The organism is Pseudomonas sp. McL0111 (assembly GCF_052567255.1).
In genome coordinates, this window is the sequence record NZ_CP199585.1 from 1,951,601 (window position 1) to 1,966,653 (window position 15,053).

Consider the following 15,053-nt stretch of genomic DNA (forward strand, 5'->3'; position numbering starts at 1 on the left):
CAATTTTCAGAGCACACACACTTTTGTGGCGAGGGAGCTTGCTCCCGCTGGACTGCGCAGCAGTCCCTGTTTTGAAAAGGGGCCGCTTCGCGACCCAGCGGGAGCAAGCTCCCTCGCCACAGGTTTTTTCCCGGCTTTCAGTTAGCCGGTGATCTCTGCCGTGCGCTGCCACAACGCGTAGTAAACGCGCCCGGATTTCTGCTCGCGGTGCAGGCGCCAGTTGCCCGGCAGGCCGAGGGTCGATGGCGCGGTCTCGCTTTCAGTGTAGACCCACGCATCGTCGGCCAGCCATTGGCGCTCTTCCAGCAGCTTGCACACCGCCGGCAGCAGGTTCTGATTGAACGGCGGGTCGAGGAATACCAGGTCGTAGGCAGTCGCCGTTTGGGTCTCCAGATAGCGCAGGGCGTCAGCGGTCTGCACCTGACCGGTGGTGCAGCGCAGCGTGCCGAGGTGTTCTTTCAGGCTCGAAACCGCAATGTTGCTGGCGTCCAGCGCCTGACCCATGGCCGCGCCACGGGACAGCGCTTCGAGAAACAGCGCGCCGCTGCCGGCAAACGGATCGAGCACTTTCGCGCCCTCTACGTACGGTGCCAGCCAGTTGAACAGGGTTTCGCGCACCCGGTCCGGCGTCGGGCGCAGGCCCGGCGCATCGGGGAAGCTCAGCTTGCGGCTGCCCCATTCGCCGCCAATGATGCGCAGCTGATTCACGCCGTTATGGACGTTGTGGACGGGTTTTTTAGGACGAGTAGCCATTAATGCTCCGGAACCCCGAGCGGTTGCTCGGCAGGTTTATCAGATGGGGCCGGTAACGGCTTTTGCGGCACGGTCGGGCCAGCGCTGACGATGACCAGTTTGTCCGTGCTCAAGTGTTTGTTCATTGCGTCTTTGACTTGCTCGACCGTGAGGCTCTGGGACTGACGCATGAAGTCGTCCAGATAGGTCAGCGGCAGATTATAGAAACCCATCGCGCCAAGCTGGCCAACGATGTCGGCGTTGCTCGCGGTGGACAGCGGGAAGCTACCGGCCAGTTCGCGTTTGGCGTCGTCGAGTTCTTTCTGGGTCGGGCCGGTTTTCAAATAGTCGGCGAGCACGTCCTGCACCAGTTTCAGCGTGCCTTCGCTCATTTCTGCGCGGGTCTGCAGATTGATCATGAACGGGCCGCGAGCCTGCATCGGGCTGAAACCCGAGTACACACCGTAAGTCAGGCCGCGCTTCTCACGTACTTCGCTCATCAGACGGGTGCCGAAACCACCGCCGCCAAGGATCTGGTTGCCCATCGACAGCGCAGCGTAATCCGGGTCGTCACGGTCGATGCCCAGTTGGGCGATCATCAGGTTGGTCTGCTTGGACGGAAACTCGATGTGGCCGATGCTGGCTTTCGGTTCCTGCGGCTGGGCGATTTTCGCCAGCGCGGGGCCTTTGGGCAGGGCGCCGGACACCTGATTGGCAATTGCCTCGGCTTCGCTGCGCGACAGATCACCGACCAGCGCAATCACCACGTTGCCGGCCGCGTAGGCCTTCTCATGGAATTCACGCAGTTGCGCGAGAGTGATCTTCGGAACGGTTTGCGCCGTGCCGTCGCTGGAATTCGCATACGGATGATCGCCATACAGACGCTTCATCAGTTCCAGGCTGGCGAGTTTGCCGGGGTTTTGCTTCTGGTATTCGAAACCGGCGAGCATCTGGTTCTTGATGCGCGCGAAGGAGTCAGCCGGGAAAGTCGGCTTGCCAATCACTTCCGAGAACAGTTTCAACGCCGGTTCGCGTTGCTCGGGCGCACTCAGGCTACGAAGTGAAGCAATCGCCATGTCGCGGTAGGCGCCATTGCCAAAGTCCGCACCGAGGCTTTCAAAACCCTGGGCGATAGCGCTGACATCCTTGCCGGCCACGCCTTCGTTGAGCATTGCGTTGCTCAGCACGGCCAGACCCGGTGCCTTGCCGTCCTGGCTGCTGCCGGCGGCGAAGATCAGACGCATGTCAAACATCGGCAGTTCATGGGCCTCGACGAACAGCACCTTGGTGCCTTCGGCGGTGTTCCAGGTCTGCACGTCCAGTTTGCGCGTGGCCGGGGCCTTGCCGTCGAGTTCGGCCAGCGATTGCAACTTCTGGCTGGTCTTGGCGTTGTCCAGCGCCTCACTGGCGTTGGTTTTGTCGCTCGGCACCAGATAGAACGCGGCGGAGCCGATGACAGCTACGGCGATCAGGCCGAGCAGCAGGCGTGGGGTTTTGCGCTCACTCATGAGTCGTCTCCAGTGGCAGGACGTGGGCGACGCTGAGACGTTCGCGGGTGAAGTACAGCTTGGCGGCGTCCTGGATATCTTGCGGGGTCACGCTTTCCAGATCGGCGAGTTCGGTGTCCATCAGCTTCCAGGACAGACCGACGGTCTCAAGCTGGCCGATGGCGGTGGCCTGGCTGGTGATCGAGTCACGCTCGAAAACCAGACCGGCAATCACTTGTGCACGCACACGCGCCAGCTCTTCAGCGGTCGGTGCGGTGGTTTTCAGTTGTTCCAGCAGTTTCCACAGACCGGCTTCAGCCTGGGCCATGGTCTTTTTCTTCTGAGTGTTCGGCGTGGCCGACAGGGTAAACAGGCTGTCGCCACGGGTGTAGGCGTCGTAGCTCGACGAACCGCCGGAGACCAGCTCTTCGCCGCGTTCCAGTTGCGTCGGGATGCGCCCGCTATAGCCGCCGTCCAACAGCGCCGAAATCAGGCGCAGGGCATTCACCGAGCGTTTGTCTTCGGCGGTGGCGATGCTCGGCACGTTGAAACCAAGCATCAGGCTAGGCAGTTGAGTCTGCACATGCAGGGTGATCAGACGTTCGCCGGGCTCGGCCAGCTCCAGCGGTTTTTTCGATGGCGGCACATCGCGCCTGGCGATTGGCCCGAAGTAACGCTGGGCGAGGGTTTTGACTTCGTCCGGGGTGACGTCACCGACTACTACCAGCGTGGCGTTGTTCGGCACATACCAGGATTGATACCAGTGACGCAGTTCCTCGACCTTCATCCGGTCCAGGTCAGCCATCCAGCCGATGGTCGGCGTGTGGTAACCGCTGGCCGGGTAAGCCATGGCCTTGAAGCGCTCGTAAGCCTTGGACATCGGTTTGTCATCGGTGCGCAGACGGCGCTCTTCCTTGATGACTTCGATTTCCTTGGCGAACTCGTCAGCCGGCAGGCGCAGAGTGGCCATGCGGTCAGCTTCCAGTTCGAAGGCAACGCCCAGACGATCGCGAGCGAGCACCTGGTAATAAGCGGTGAAGTCATCGCTGGTGAATGCGTTCTCTTCGGCGCCGAGGTCGCGCAGGATCAGCGACGCTTCGCCGGGGCCGATTTTCTCGCTGCCCTTGAACATCATGTGTTCCAGTGCGTGAGACAGACCGGTCTGGCCCGGGGTTTCGTAGCTGGAGCCGACCTTGTACCAGATCTGCGATACCACCACCGGCGCGCGATGGTCTTCGCGCACGACGACCTTCAAGCCGTTGTCGAGGGTGAATTCGTGAGTCGGTTGCGGGTCGGCGGCCAGGGCCGAAAGGGGCAGGCAGACTGTGCTGAGCAGCAGGCCAGCGGCGCGGCGGGCTAGAGCATTCATTCGTTTTTAAACCTGTTGGGCTGCCCGCTTGGTCTTAGCCTAGGCGGGCGAGGAGGTGCTAGGATACTGATCCGTTTTACTGGCGGCCACGCCTATCAGGCCATTGATCAGTCGATAGGTTGTATGGGTTTCCGGCAGAAGCTTTGAGTTTGTCAGCTAAACTCTGCGTTTTCGCCGACGATGCCGTTCCAGTCCTTCGTATTAGTCGACCTTTGAGGTGCCTTTGGCGCCTCGACAAAATGTTGCGCGTGAACAAGCTGGGTGAAACACAGTCTGTTCTGCATCGAATATTTATTTGCCGGGGCGCCCTTATGGCGCGTCGCTACCGTGAGATAGCCGTCCTCCATGTTTGGTTCCAACGACGACAAGAAGACCCCAGCTGCGGCTGGCGAGAAAAAAAGCCTGTTCGGATGGCTGCGCAAAAAGCCGCAGGAACCCGTCATCGAACAGCCGCCTGCGATTCCTGAGCCCGCTCCGGCACCTGTAATAGAAGAAGCGCCGGCGCCGATTGTGCTGCCGATTGCCGAGCCGGTGTTGCAACCGGTGGTCGAGGCTGAGCCTGAAGCGCCTGTTGCGGCTGAACTGCCGCTGTCGCCGGCGGCCGAGCCTTGGCTGACCTTGCCGGTAGCGGAAGAGCCGGTAGCGCTGGTTGAAGAGGCCGCGCCGCACATCACTCCACCGATTTCGGCGCCGACAGTGTTGGCTCCGGAACCGGTTCAAGCCCCGGTGATTGAGCCGGTGGTAGAGGTTGTGGTCGAGCCAGTGCCGATCGTTGCCGAGCCAGTGGCTCCGGTCTTCGTCGAGCCGGTTGCCCCGGTTGCCCCGGATGTTCAGCAACCCGTGCCTGCACCGGTTGTCGCTGCGCCAGTCGTTGCGGCGGAGCCAATTATCGAAACCCCGGTCGAAGCGCCGCGTACCGAAGAGTCGAAAGCCGGTTTCTTCGCCCGCCTCAAGCAAGGCTTGTCGAAGACCAGCGCCAGCATCGGCGAAGGCATGGCCAGCCTGTTTCTCGGCCGCAAAATCATTGATGACGAGTTGCTTGATGACCTCGAAACCCGTCTGCTGACCGCCGACGTGGGTGTCGAAGCCACCACGCAGATCATCCAGCGTCTGACCCAGAAGGTTGCCCGCAAAGAGCTGGCCGACGCCGACGCACTGTACAAATCCCTGCAAGCCGAACTGGCCGCGATGCTCAAACCCGTTGAGCAACCGCTGAAAATCGTCTCGCAGAACAAACCGTTCGTGATTCTGGTGGTTGGCGTCAACGGCGCCGGCAAAACCACCACCATCGGCAAACTGGCGAAGAAGCTGCAACTGGAAGGCAAGAAAGTCATGCTGGCTGCCGGTGACACCTTCCGCGCCGCTGCCGTGGAGCAATTGCAGGTCTGGGGTGAGCGCAACAAGATTCCGGTGATCGCCCAGCACACTGGCGCCGATTCGGCTTCGGTGATCTTCGATGCCGTGCAGGCCGCCAAGGCCCGTGGCATTGACGTGTTGATCGCTGACACCGCCGGTCGTCTGCACACCAAAGACAACCTGATGGAAGAATTGAAAAAGGTTCGCCGGGTGATCGGCAAGCTCGACGAAGACGCGCCGCACGAAGTGCTGCTGGTGCTCGACGCCGGCACCGGCCAGAACGCGATCAATCAGGCCAAGCAATTCAACCAGACCGTCACTTTGACCGGCCTGGCGCTGACCAAGCTCGACGGCACCGCCAAGGGTGGGGTGATTTTCGCCCTGGCCAAGCAGTTCGGCCTGCCGATCCGCTACATCGGCGTCGGTGAAGGCATCGACGATTTGCGTACTTTTGAAGCAGAACCCTTTGTCCAGGCACTCTTTGCCGAGCGGGAGCGTTCATGATTCGTTTCGAACAGGTCGGTAAACGCTACCCGAACGGTCACGTCGGCTTGCATGAGCTGAGCTTTCGAGTCCGTCGTGGCGAGTTCTTGTTTGTTACCGGCCACTCCGGTGCCGGTAAATCCACGCTTTTACGGCTGTTGTTGGCGATGGAACGTCCGACCAGCGGCAAACTGCTGCTGGCCGGGCAAGACCTGAGCACCATCAGCAATGCGCAGATTCCGTACCTGCGTCGACAGATCGGCGTGGTGTTCCAGAATCACCAATTGCTGTTCGATCGCACGGTGTTCAACAACGTCGCTTTGCCGCTACAGATCCTCGGGCTGTCCAAGGCCGAGATCGCCAAACGTGTGGATTCGGCACTGGAGCGCGTGGCGCTGTCGGATAAAACCGATCTGTACCCGGGCGACTTGTCCACCGGTCAACAGCAGCGCGTCGGCATCGCCCGCGCCATCGTTCACCGTCCGGCCTTGCTGCTGGCGGACGAACCGACCGGTAACCTCGACCCGCGTCTGGCGGCCGAAATCATGGGCGTGTTCGAAGATATCAACCGACTGGGCACCAGCGTACTGATCGCCAGTCACGACCTGGCGCTGATTGCGCGCATGCGCCATCGCATGCTGACGCTGCAACGCGGCCGATTGATTGGCGACGGGGAGGCCGGGGAATGAGTGCTACTCGCAGTCCTAAGGTTTCCGAGCGTGTGGCCCCGAAGGCCGCCGATCCGCAGCCACCGAAAAAGAAAAAACACGACGACGATGACGGCCCGGATTTCTCCACGCTGTTGCGTTCGTGGATTGAAAACCACCGCGCCAGCCTGATGGACAGCCTGCGTCGCCTCGGCAAGCAGCCGATTGGCAGCTTTTTCACCTGCATGGTGATGGCTGTGGCGCTGAGTTTGCCGATGGGTTTGTCGCTGTTGCTCAGTAATGTCGAGCGGCTGGGTGGTTCGTGGCAGCGTGCGGCGCAGATTTCGCTGTACCTGCAACTCGACGCCAGCCCCGAGCAGGGCGAGTCGCTGCGTGAACAGATCAAAGGCATGCCCGGCGTAGCTGATGCTGAATATGTCGGCCGCGATCAGGCGCTTGAGGAGTTCCAGCAGCAGTCCGGATTGGGCGAAGCCCTGCGCGAGCTGCCGGAAAACCCGCTGCCCGGCGTGGTGCTGGTCACCCCGAACGAAGTCGACAAGACGACGCTGGAAGCATTAAGACAAAAACTTTCCGAGCTGCCGAAGGTACAACAGGCGCAACTTGATCTAGTCTGGGTCGAGCGTCTGGCTGCCATCCTCAAGCTCGGTGATCGGTTTGTCTTCGGTCTGACGGTGCTTCTGGTTTCTGCATTACTTTTGGTGATAGGCAATACCATTCGTCTTCATATTGAAAACCGCCGCACAGAGATAGAAGTGATTAAACTCGTCGGCGGCACTGACAGCTATGTGCGTCGTCCCTTCCTTTATATGGGCGCGCTGTATGGTTTGGGTGCGGGGGTTCTGTCCTGGGGTGTGCTGGCGTTCGGCCTGGACTGGCTGAATGACGCGGTGGTTGGACTGGCCGGTTTGTACGGCAGTGATTTTGCGCTGGCCGGAGTGCCAGTTGCCGATGGTCTGTCGCTCTTGCTTGGCGCGGTGCTGTTGGGTTATATCGGTGCATGGATTGCAGTCGCACGTCATCTCAGGGAGCTGGCGCCGAAGTAGAATCTTTTTTGCGCGTGATTGACCTTGCGGTTTTTAAGGGAACTTCCTTTTGAGTTCCCGGTCAATTTTTCGCAGTGCTGAAAGGCACGAGTAATGTAAGTGGGAGGTTTTTTCGTATGACCAATTCTTTGCAACCTGCGTACGCGTTGGTTCCAGGCGCAAACCTGGAAGCCTATGTGCACACCGTGAACAGCATTCCATTGCTGACGCCGGAGCAGGAGCGTGAACTGGCCGAGAGTCTCTACTATGAGCAGGATTTGGGGGCGGCTCGGCAGATGGTGCTCGCCCACCTGCGTTTTGTCGTACATATCGCCCGTAGCTATTCCGGCTACGGTCTGGCTCAGGCTGACCTGATCCAGGAAGGTAACGTCGGCCTGATGAAGGCTGTAAAACGTTTCAACCCGGAAATGGGCGTGCGTCTGGTGTCGTTCGCAGTGCACTGGATCAAGGCGGAAATTCACGAGTTCATCCTGCGCAACTGGCGCATTGTGAAAGTCGCGACCACCAAGGCCCAGCGCAAGCTGTTCTTCAACCTGCGCAGCCAGAAGAAACGTCTGGCGTGGCTGAACAACGAGGAAGTCCACCGTGTGGCGGAAAGCCTCGGCGTTGAACCGCGTGAAGTGCGCGAGATGGAAAGCCGCCTGACCGGTCATGACATGGCCTTCGACCCGGCTGCCGAAGCGGACGACGACAGTGCATTCCAGTCGCCGGCCAACTATCTGGAAGACCACCGGTACGACCCGGCCCGTCAACTGGAAGACGCAGACTGGAGCGACAACTCCAACAACAACCTGCACGAAGCACTGGAAGTGCTGGACGAACGCAGCCGCGACATCCTCTACCAGCGCTGGCTGGCAGAAGAGAAAGCCACGCTGCACGACCTCGCACAGAAGTACAACGTGTCGGCAGAGCGTATTCGTCAACTCGAGAAGAGTGCGATGAACAAGCTCAAGTTGTCGATCGCCGCATAACCGGCGCCGCGACAAACAAAAACGCCCCGATCAGAGATGATCGGGGCGTTTTTTTATACACATTTTTCGGCTTCACCTTGTCCCCTGTGGGAGCGGGCTTGCCCGCGAAGGCGTCGTGTCAGTTAACGATGATGCTGGCAGCCCCACCGCTTTCGCGAGCAAGCTCGCTCCCACAGGGTTTCTTGGTGTCTGGAAGATTGTGTGGGGTTATTGCGCCCAAGGCGCCCGGCGCGAATCGTTGAGGCCCAGCAGATAGCTGTCCCCGCCCAACTGGCTCATTTGCTGGCGAATCCATCCGGCGCGGCGCGACACATAAGCGGTCGGATGGCTGGCGCTCCAGACTCGCGGGTTAGGTAACACCGCCGCCAGATAACTCGCCTGCTGCCGGGATAGCGACCTGGCGCTCACGCCAAAGTGATGCCGGGCAGCAGCTTCGGCGCCGAACACGCCGTCATCCCATTCGACGCTGTTCAGGTACACCTCAAGAATCCGCTGCTTGGGCCACAACACCTCGATCAGCGCGGTAAACCACGCTTCCAGGCCTTTGCGCAGATAACTGCGGCCCGACCACAGGAACAGGTTTTTCGAGACTTGCTGGCTCAAGGTGCTGGCGCCGCGAACGGTACCGCCCAGTTCGTTGTGTGCCAGCGCCGCCTGAATTGCCCCGAAATCAAAACCCCAGTGTTCAGGGAATTTCTGGTCTTCGCCGGCAATCACCGCGACCTTCAGGTCGTCCGAAATCTCGTCCCACGGTTTCCAGGTGCGTTGCAGGTCAATCGGCTCGCCGTCGACCCAGGATTCGATCTTGCGCTCGACCATCAGCGCCGTCCCCGGGGGCGGCACGAAGCGAAACAGCAAGACCAGCAACACGCTGCCGCCCGCGAACCAGAGCAGGGCCTTTGTAATACGACGGAAAATTGAACGCAGCATAGAGATGGCTTGGCCGAACCGGTTGAGCGGGCCATTATACAGACCCCGCCGATTGAGTCTGACTGGAGTTCTTCATGCTGCGTGGCTTTCTGATGCTGGCTGCTTTCTTTGGCTTTACCGGTGTGGCGCTGGGCGCATTCGCCGCCCATGGCCTGAAAAGCCGCCTGACCCCCGAGTATCTGGCGATTTTCCACACGGGCGTCACCTATCAACTGGTGCACACCCTGGCGTTGTTCGGTGTCGCGCTGCTGGCGACACAGATTCAGGGACGACTGGTCACCTGGGCCGGCATTTCTTTCGCCGTGGGCATTCTGCTGTTCTCCGGCAGCCTTTATGTGCTGACCACCACCGGCATCAGCAAGCTCGGCATCATTACGCCGTTCGGCGGTCTGGCATTTCTGGTCGGCTGGATATGCCTGGGCATCGCCGCCTGGCGCCTGAGCTAACCGCTTGACGCTTGGTGCTGACCTTTAGGTCATGATCGGGCTAGAATGCCACCCCCTAAAAATGATGGCGGCCTAGCGCATGCGCATTCAGTTGAACGGCGAATCCCTTGAACTGCCCGACGGTGAAACCGTTGCGGCCCTGCTGACCCGTCTGGATCTGACCGGACGCCGGGTGGCGGTTGAACTCAATCTGGATATCGTCCCGCGCAGCCTGCATGCCGATACCGCGCTCAACGACGGCGACAACGTCGAAGTGGTGCACGCCATCGGCGGCGGCTGAACAGCACAGCCTGTGCGGTCACAGAATTCTGCAAGTCCCTCACCCCAACAGAGGATTCCCCATGAGCATCGTTCGTAGCGACAAGCCTTTCGTTCTGGCCGGTCGTACTTACCAGTCGCGTTTGCTGGTCGGTACCGGCAAGTACCGTGACATGGAAGAAACCCGCGCAGCCATCGAAGCCTCGGGTGCCGAAATCGTTACCTTCGCCGTGCGCCGCACCAACCTCGGCCAGATCGAGGGCGAGCCGAACCTGCTCGACGTGCTGTCGCCGGATCGCTACACCTTCCTGCCGAACACCGCCGGTTGCTACGACGCCATCGAAGCTGTGCGCACCTGCCGCCTGGCCCGTGAGCTGCTCGATGGCCACAATCTGGTGAAGCTGGAAGTGCTGGCCGATCAGAAAACCCTGTTCCCCAACGTGATCGAAACCCTCAAGGCCGCTGAAACGCTGGTCAAGGAAGGCTTCGACGTGATGGTTTACACCAGCGATGACCCGATCATCGCCCGTCAATTGGCGGAAATCGGCTGCATCGCGGTGATGCCGCTGGCCGGTCTGATCGGTTCCGGGCTGGGTATCTGCAATCCGTACAACCTGCAGATCATCCTCGAAGAAGCGAAAATCCCGGTGCTGGTGGATGCCGGTGTCGGTACTGCCTCCGACGCCACCATCTCCATGGAGCTGGGCTGTGACGCGGTGCTGATGAACTCGGCCATCGCCCACGCAGGTTCGCCGATCATGATGGCTGAAGCCATGAAACACGCCATCGTTGCAGGCCGTCTGGCCTACCTCGCCGGCCGTATGCCGAAAAAACTCTATGCCAGCGCCTCTTCGCCGCTGGATGGTCTGATCAAGTAAGAGCCATTGATGACTGAATCGAACGACACGCCAATCCAGACGGAAGAAGGCGACGAGCGCCAACACCGCCGCATCAAGAGTTTCGTGATGCGCGCCGGGCGCATGACCGAAGGCCAGCAGAAAGGTCTGGATCAAGGCACACCGCTATTCGTGCTGCCGCTGGCCGACGCACCGGTTGATTACGACCAGGTGTTCGGCCGCTCCGCACCGCGCTCGCTGGAAATCGGTTTCGGCATGGGCCACTCGCTGCTGGAAATGGCCGCGGCTGCACCGGATCAGGATTTCATTGGCGTTGAAGTTCACCGTCCGGGTGTCGGCGCGCTGCTCAATGGCGTGCTGACGCAGGGCCTGACCAACCTGCGGGTCTACGATTGCGACGCGATTGAAGTGCTCAACCGCTGCATCGCCGACAACAGCCTCGATCGTCTGATGCTGTTTTTCCCGGACCCGTGGCACAAGAGCCGTCACCACAAGCGTCGTATCGTTCAGGCGTCGTTCGCTGAACTGGTGCGCAGCAAGTTGAAGGTTGGCGGCATTCTGCACATGGCCACCGACTGGGAACCGTATGCCGAATACATGCTGGAAGTGATGAACGTCGCCCCGGGCTATCGCAACCTTGCCGAAGACGGCAAATGCGTCCCGCGTCCGACCGAACGCCCGATCACCAAGTTCGAACGCCGTGGCGAACGTCTTGGGCATGGCGTGTGGGACCTGAAGTTCGAAAAACAGGCGTAAGCATCACGCAATAAAAACTGTGGGAGCTAGCCTGCTAGCGATTGCGTTCTGACAGTCAACGACGATGTTGAATGTTAAAGGGCTATCGCGAGCAGGCTCGCTCCCACAGTTGTTTTTGGGGGGCTTAAAGTTTGGTGGCGGGCCGCCGAAAGCTCTAGGTCCCTGAACCCGAAAAGGAAGTCATGTTGTGAAGCTTGTTCTTGCCGCTGTGCTTTTGCTGTTGTCCTCAGCGGTATTCGCCGCCGAGCCGACAACGCCTGACGAATACTTTGAACAGGCAAGGCAGAAGACCGAGCAGATGACTCAGGTCCTGGATGAATTACTGCAACGTGAGGCCGATGGCAAACTCGATTCCGAGGCAGATGCGGCGACTCTGCAGCGTGCCATGGCGATTGCGCCGCAGTTCAAGCATGACTTGCAGATGGCGTCACAAGGCGGGCATATCATCGCAACGTACTTACTGGCGAATATGGGCAGCAAGCCCACCCAGACAACCGAAGAAAGAAAGCAAGTTTGCGAGCTTCTGCAAAAGGCAATGGACGCTGGCTTGTTTGCCGCAACGGTGGCCTATTTCGCGCAATGCGACAAGGTGTACATGCGCTACGACTTCAGAAGTGCCGTGCACCTGAAATACTTGGAGCAGCTACGGCACCGTCTGGAGCGGGCGGATGGGTATCAGGATAACTATCCCCTTCCGATAAAACGTTCGTTTTGCTTTCAGGATCTGCGTGCACCACTGAACACTGAAAGGACGCTGGCCAATCTTCAGGCGGAAGCCAAGGCGATGCTGTTGAGCTACGACCAGTATCGGGCAGAGGCTTATTACGTTTTGGCGTCGACAAGTTTTACTGAAAAAGGTCAGCCGGAAAAGCTTAGTCTGGACTATCTCAATCAAGCTCTGGCATTAGGTTGTACTGACTCTTTGGAGCTCAAGGATTACTACGAGAAGGAATTCGGCGGCGCGCAAACCAAGTAAGGATTGCGGTCAATGTGGGAGCGAGCCTGCTCGCGAAAGTTATCGGTCATTCAGCAGTGTTGTTGGCTGACATGACGCCTTCGCGAGCAAGCCCGCTCCCACAGTTGTTTGTGTCGTGTCAGAGATCAGCGGCGGTCGGCGACTACGCCGATCAACACCAGTACCACCAACAACACCGGCGCAAGGCTGTAGTTGTTGAACTGGCTCAAGCCCTTGACCACCCACGGCGTGGCGTAGATCAGCGCAGCGCCGCTGCCGATCACGCACAGCAGGGCCATCAGCGGGACGCGCAAGGCGCCGGCGATGCTGCCCAGGCGTTGCTCGACCCAGCCTTTGAAGTCGGCGCCGAACAGCACCAGCAAGCAGCCCACCAGTGCCAAAGCGATTTCCGAGAGGTTGCTACGGCTCCAGCGCGAGACGGTGGCAAGCAGGTCGAGTATCAAATCCATGGGTTTTTCCTTAGGGCTGCCGTTTGGGATCGGGCTCAGCTCAAAAATTTCTGCAGCAAGTCGTTGAGGAACAGCTGTCCGCGCTCGGTGGCCGCCAGACGTGACGGTTCGACCTGCAACAAGCCACTTTGTTCGGCCTCCTGCCGGTGTTCGGCGAGACTCTCCAGCGACAGGCCGGTGCGTTCCGGATACAGGCGCGATTCCACCCCTTCAGTCAGGCGCAGCGCATTCATCAGAAACTCGAACGGCATCTCGCCATTGGTCAGGGCCTTCTCGCCAGCGAGGAAGCTTTTCGCCGGATTCAGATAGTCCTTCGGCAGGCGGGTTTTCCAGGTGCGCATAATGCGCCCGTCCGGATGGCTGAGCTTGCCGTGCGCCCCGGCACCAATGCCGATGAAGTCGCCGAAACTCCAGTAATTGAGGTTATGCCGTGCCGGGCGACCCGCCTGGGCGTAGGCCGAAACTTCGTATTGCGCGTAACCGTGCTCGGCCAACAGCGCTTGTCCGGCTTCCTGAATGTCCCACAGCGTGTCGTCTTCCGGCAGCACGGGCGGCTGGTTCCAGAACACCGTGTTCGGCTCCAGAGTCAGCTGATACCAGGAAATGTGCGTCGGCTGCAGTTCGATAGCCTGGCGCAAGTCGCTCAGCGCATCGTCCAGCGATTGATCGGGCAAGCCGTGCATCAAGTCCAGATTGAAGTTATCGAACCCGGCCTGACGCGCCATACCGGCCGCGCGTACTGCTTCGTCACCGTTGTGGATGCGGCCGAGGGCCTTGAGCTTTTCCGGCTGAAAGCTCTGGATGCCAATCGACAGGCGATTGATGCCGAGCTTGCGGTACGCGACGAACTTCTCTTGTTCGAAGGTGCCGGGGTTGGCCTCAAGGGTGATTTCAATGTCGCTGGCGAACGGAATGCGCGCTTCGACACCTTCCAGCAATCGCCCAAGCGCTTCGGCGCTGAACAGGCTGGGCGTGCCGCCACCAAAGAAGATCGAGCTGATCTCACGGCCATACACCGCGTGCAGATCCTGATCGAGATCGGCCAGCAGCGCGTCGACGTATTCCTGCTCCGGCAACACCGGGCTAGCGGTGTGCGAGTTGAAGTCGCAATACGGGCATTTGCGCACACACCACGGGATGTGGATGTACAGCGCCAGGGGCGGCAGCGTTGGCAGCGGGGCCCGAGGCGAGGAGGCGGCGCCGCCGATAATCAGCGACGACGCGGAGGAATCATGGGTCATTTCAAGCCCAGACGCTGGCGCAGCAGATCCATTGCTCGGGCGCGGTGGCTGATCTGGTTCTTGTCGGCCGGGCTCAGTTCAGCGCTGGAGACATTGCGCTCCGGCACCCAAAACAACGGGTCGTAGCCAAAACCGTGTTCGCCGCTGGCGGCGGTGAGGATGCGCCCGTGCCACAGGCCTTCGCAGAGAATCGGCAACGGATCATCGGCGTGCCGCACCAGCGCCAGAACGCAAACGAATTGCGCGCCGCGTTCGGCTTCCGGCACGTCTTTCAGGGCATCGAGCAGTTTGGCGTTGTTCGCCGCATCGCCCTTGCCGTCGGCATAACGCGCCGAATAGATGCCCGGTGCACCACCAAGGAAATCCACCGCCAGCCCGGAATCGTCGGCCAGCGCCGGCAAACCGGAAATGCGTGCAGCGTTGCGCGCCTTGAGGATCGCGTTCTCGACGAACGACAGGCCGGTTTCTTCCGGCTCGACCTTGCTCCACTCGCCAATCGAGCGCAGTTGCACCGATTCGCCGAGCATGGCCTGGAGTTCTTTGAGTTTGCCGGCGTTATGGCTGGCCAGTACGAGTTGCTTGAGGTTCATCATTCGCCGGGGAAAAGCTCTTGGTTGAAGTTGATGGTGTTGATTTTGTCACCGGTCTGCACCTTGATCTCGAAGGTACGGATTTCCTGCTGATCGACCGGGTATTGCGCGATGTAATAGACCGCGCCCTGTTCGCTGACCTGACGGAAATTCAGCGCCACGCTCTGGCTGGTCAGGTCCTTGACGGTACCGGTGACGTTGCCGATCAGCGGTTTGCCATCCTTGATCACCGAGACATTGATCACGCCCTGATTCTTGCTGCGGATCAGCTCGGCAGCCTTGGCGATGTCCGGTTGCAGGTAAGTGGAGTTGAAAGTGTTGTAGTGCACCGTCACGTCGCCGAAGGTTTCCTGGCGCTCGCTTTTGATGACGTCGGCTGCCAGAGCGCTGACGCTCAGGCAGGCAGTAATTAACAACAACGCTAGACGACGCATGATCGTT

The 15,053-nt window shown here is 60.0% G+C and carries 17 protein-coding genes; 9 read left to right on the forward strand and 8 right to left on the reverse strand.

All coding sequences use genetic code 11. From position 1 onward, the window contains the following. Positions 1 to 141 precede the first annotated feature (141 nt). The 3 genes from rsmD to ACTWLJ_RS08830 are packed head-to-tail and all read right to left on the reverse strand — an operon-like array spanning position 142 to position 3,588. The gene (rsmD, locus tag ACTWLJ_RS08820) at positions 142 to 753 is read right to left on the reverse strand and encodes a 16S rRNA (guanine(966)-N(2))-methyltransferase RsmD (protein WP_445180573.1); all 612 of its coding nucleotides are present in this window, start codon (positions 751 to 753) and stop codon (positions 142 to 144) included. Then, on the reverse strand, positions 753 to 2,240 hold the full coding sequence (locus tag ACTWLJ_RS08825; RefSeq protein WP_445180574.1) for a M16 family metallopeptidase: 1,488 nt from the start codon (positions 2,238 to 2,240) through the stop codon (positions 753 to 755). Before ACTWLJ_RS08825 ends, rsmD begins: the two co-directional genes overlap by 1 nt. Then, entirely contained in the window at positions 2,233 to 3,588 is a 1,356-nt protein-coding gene (locus tag ACTWLJ_RS08830; protein WP_401213592.1) for a M16 family metallopeptidase, read from the reverse strand. Before ACTWLJ_RS08830 ends, ACTWLJ_RS08825 begins: the two co-directional genes overlap by 8 nt. 345 nt (positions 3,589 to 3,933) lie before the next feature. Between ACTWLJ_RS08830 and ftsY the strand changes: the two genes are divergently transcribed. The 4 genes from ftsY (at position 3,934) to rpoH (ending at position 8,109) form a co-directional block, all read left to right on the forward strand. Further along, positions 3,934 to 5,448, forward strand: a complete 1,515-nt coding sequence (gene ftsY / locus ACTWLJ_RS08835; protein ID WP_445180575.1) for a signal recognition particle-docking protein FtsY — start codon at positions 3,934 to 3,936, stop codon at positions 5,446 to 5,448. Then, a complete protein-coding gene (gene ftsE / locus ACTWLJ_RS08840) occupies positions 5,445 to 6,116 on the forward strand; it encodes a cell division ATP-binding protein FtsE (RefSeq protein ID WP_401213597.1) in 672 nt (223 codons plus the stop codon). Before ftsY ends, ftsE begins: the two co-directional genes overlap by 4 nt. After that, positions 6,113 to 7,138: a permease-like cell division protein FtsX gene (gene ftsX, locus ACTWLJ_RS08845; RefSeq protein ID WP_445180576.1), complete on the forward strand. Its 1,026-nt coding sequence runs from the start codon at positions 6,113 to 6,115 to the stop codon at positions 7,136 to 7,138. The genes ftsE and ftsX overlap by 4 nt, the downstream gene beginning before the upstream one ends. Before the next feature lie 116 nt (positions 7,139 to 7,254). Beyond that, entirely contained in the window at positions 7,255 to 8,109 is an 855-nt protein-coding gene (rpoH, locus tag ACTWLJ_RS08850) for an RNA polymerase sigma factor RpoH (RefSeq protein ID WP_042561557.1), read from the forward strand. A gap of 207 nt (positions 8,110 to 8,316) precedes the next feature. On the opposite strand, the gene mtgA is transcribed toward rpoH, so the two are convergent. Further along, the gene (gene mtgA, locus ACTWLJ_RS08855) at positions 8,317 to 9,039 is read right to left on the reverse strand and encodes a monofunctional biosynthetic peptidoglycan transglycosylase (protein WP_445180577.1); all 723 of its coding nucleotides are present in this window, start codon (positions 9,037 to 9,039) and stop codon (positions 8,317 to 8,319) included. A gap of 74 nt (positions 9,040 to 9,113) precedes the next feature. Here mtgA and ACTWLJ_RS08860 point away from each other — a divergent pair, with 74 nt between their 5' ends. The 5 genes from ACTWLJ_RS08860 (at position 9,114) to ACTWLJ_RS08880 (ending at position 12,332) form a co-directional block, all read left to right on the forward strand. Continuing rightward, positions 9,114 to 9,485, forward strand: coding sequence for a DUF423 domain-containing protein (locus tag ACTWLJ_RS08860; protein WP_445180578.1), 372 nt, complete (start codon positions 9,114 to 9,116; stop codon positions 9,483 to 9,485). A 79-nt stretch (positions 9,486 to 9,564) separates the two neighbouring features. Continuing rightward, the gene (gene thiS / locus ACTWLJ_RS08865) at positions 9,565 to 9,765 is read left to right on the forward strand and encodes a sulfur carrier protein ThiS (RefSeq protein WP_401213608.1); all 201 of its coding nucleotides are present in this window, start codon (positions 9,565 to 9,567) and stop codon (positions 9,763 to 9,765) included. Between the two features lie 61 nt (positions 9,766 to 9,826). Continuing rightward, positions 9,827 to 10,621 (forward strand): thiazole synthase, encoded by a 795-nt coding sequence (locus tag ACTWLJ_RS08870; RefSeq protein ID WP_401213610.1) that lies wholly within the window; start codon positions 9,827 to 9,829, stop codon positions 10,619 to 10,621. Between the two features lie 9 nt (positions 10,622 to 10,630). Continuing rightward, complete coding sequence (gene trmB, locus ACTWLJ_RS08875) at positions 10,631 to 11,356, forward strand: tRNA (guanosine(46)-N7)-methyltransferase TrmB (RefSeq protein WP_445180579.1); 726 nt, start codon at positions 10,631 to 10,633, stop codon at positions 11,354 to 11,356. Positions 11,357 to 11,543: 187 nt separating this feature from the next. Further along, positions 11,544 to 12,332, forward strand: a complete 789-nt coding sequence (locus ACTWLJ_RS08880; RefSeq protein WP_445180580.1) for a hypothetical protein — start codon at positions 11,544 to 11,546, stop codon at positions 12,330 to 12,332. Positions 12,333 to 12,457: 125 nt separating this feature from the next. On the opposite strand, the gene ACTWLJ_RS08885 is transcribed toward ACTWLJ_RS08880, so the two are convergent. Genes ACTWLJ_RS08885 through ACTWLJ_RS08900 form a run of 4 tightly spaced genes read right to left on the reverse strand, consistent with a single transcriptional unit; the run spans position 12,458 to position 15,046 of the window. Then, positions 12,458 to 12,781, reverse strand: a complete 324-nt coding sequence (locus ACTWLJ_RS08885; RefSeq protein ID WP_003229134.1) for a DUF3392 domain-containing protein — start codon at positions 12,779 to 12,781, stop codon at positions 12,458 to 12,460. Between the two features lie 35 nt (positions 12,782 to 12,816). Continuing rightward, positions 12,817 to 14,022, reverse strand: coding sequence for a radical SAM family heme chaperone HemW (hemW, locus tag ACTWLJ_RS08890; RefSeq protein WP_445180581.1), 1,206 nt, complete (start codon positions 14,020 to 14,022; stop codon positions 12,817 to 12,819). Next, a complete protein-coding gene (gene rdgB / locus ACTWLJ_RS08895; protein WP_201147631.1) occupies positions 14,019 to 14,615 on the reverse strand; it encodes an RdgB/HAM1 family non-canonical purine NTP pyrophosphatase in 597 nt (198 codons plus the stop codon). The genes hemW and rdgB overlap by 4 nt, the downstream gene beginning before the upstream one ends. Further along, positions 14,612 to 15,046 (reverse strand): DUF4426 domain-containing protein, encoded by a 435-nt coding sequence (locus tag ACTWLJ_RS08900; RefSeq protein ID WP_445180582.1) that lies wholly within the window; start codon positions 15,044 to 15,046, stop codon positions 14,612 to 14,614. The genes rdgB and ACTWLJ_RS08900 overlap by 4 nt, the downstream gene beginning before the upstream one ends. Between the last annotated feature and the right edge of the window lie 7 nt (positions 15,047 to 15,053).

What these genes read in the sequence shown, in the direction of transcription:
- ftsE (WP_401213597.1), top strand. Translation starts at nt 5,445, where the DNA reads ATGATTCGTTTCGAACAGGTCGGTAAACGCTACCCGAACGGTCACGTC.
- ACTWLJ_RS08825 (WP_445180574.1), bottom strand. Translation starts at nt 2,240, where the DNA reads ATGAGTGAGCGCAAAACCCCACGCCTGCTGCTCGGCCTGATCGCCGTA.
- ftsY (WP_445180575.1), top strand. Translation starts at nt 3,934, where the DNA reads ATGTTTGGTTCCAACGACGACAAGAAGACCCCAGCTGCGGCTGGCGAG.
- mtgA (WP_445180577.1), bottom strand. Translation starts at nt 9,039, where the DNA reads ATGCTGCGTTCAATTTTCCGTCGTATTACAAAGGCCCTGCTCTGGTTC.
- rsmD (WP_445180573.1), bottom strand. Translation starts at nt 753, where the DNA reads ATGGCTACTCGTCCTAAAAAACCCGTCCACAACGTCCATAACGGCGTG.
- hemW (WP_445180581.1), bottom strand. Translation starts at nt 14,022, where the DNA reads ATGACCCATGATTCCTCCGCGTCGTCGCTGATTATCGGCGGCGCCGCC.
- ACTWLJ_RS08830 (WP_401213592.1), bottom strand. Translation starts at nt 3,588, where the DNA reads ATGAATGCTCTAGCCCGCCGCGCCGCTGGCCTGCTGCTCAGCACAGTC.
- ftsX (WP_445180576.1), top strand. Translation starts at nt 6,113, where the DNA reads ATGAGTGCTACTCGCAGTCCTAAGGTTTCCGAGCGTGTGGCCCCGAAG.
- ACTWLJ_RS08885 (WP_003229134.1), bottom strand. Translation starts at nt 12,781, where the DNA reads ATGGATTTGATACTCGACCTGCTTGCCACCGTCTCGCGCTGGAGCCGT.
- rpoH (WP_042561557.1), top strand. Translation starts at nt 7,255, where the DNA reads ATGACCAATTCTTTGCAACCTGCGTACGCGTTGGTTCCAGGCGCAAAC.
- ACTWLJ_RS08870 (WP_401213610.1), top strand. Translation starts at nt 9,827, where the DNA reads ATGAGCATCGTTCGTAGCGACAAGCCTTTCGTTCTGGCCGGTCGTACT.
- thiS (WP_401213608.1), top strand. Translation starts at nt 9,565, where the DNA reads ATGCGCATTCAGTTGAACGGCGAATCCCTTGAACTGCCCGACGGTGAA.
- rdgB (WP_201147631.1), bottom strand. Translation starts at nt 14,615, where the DNA reads ATGATGAACCTCAAGCAACTCGTACTGGCCAGCCATAACGCCGGCAAA.
- ACTWLJ_RS08900 (WP_445180582.1), bottom strand. Translation starts at nt 15,046, where the DNA reads ATGCGTCGTCTAGCGTTGTTGTTAATTACTGCCTGCCTGAGCGTCAGC.
- ACTWLJ_RS08860 (WP_445180578.1), top strand. Translation starts at nt 9,114, where the DNA reads ATGCTGCGTGGCTTTCTGATGCTGGCTGCTTTCTTTGGCTTTACCGGT.
- trmB (WP_445180579.1), top strand. Translation starts at nt 10,631, where the DNA reads ATGACTGAATCGAACGACACGCCAATCCAGACGGAAGAAGGCGACGAG.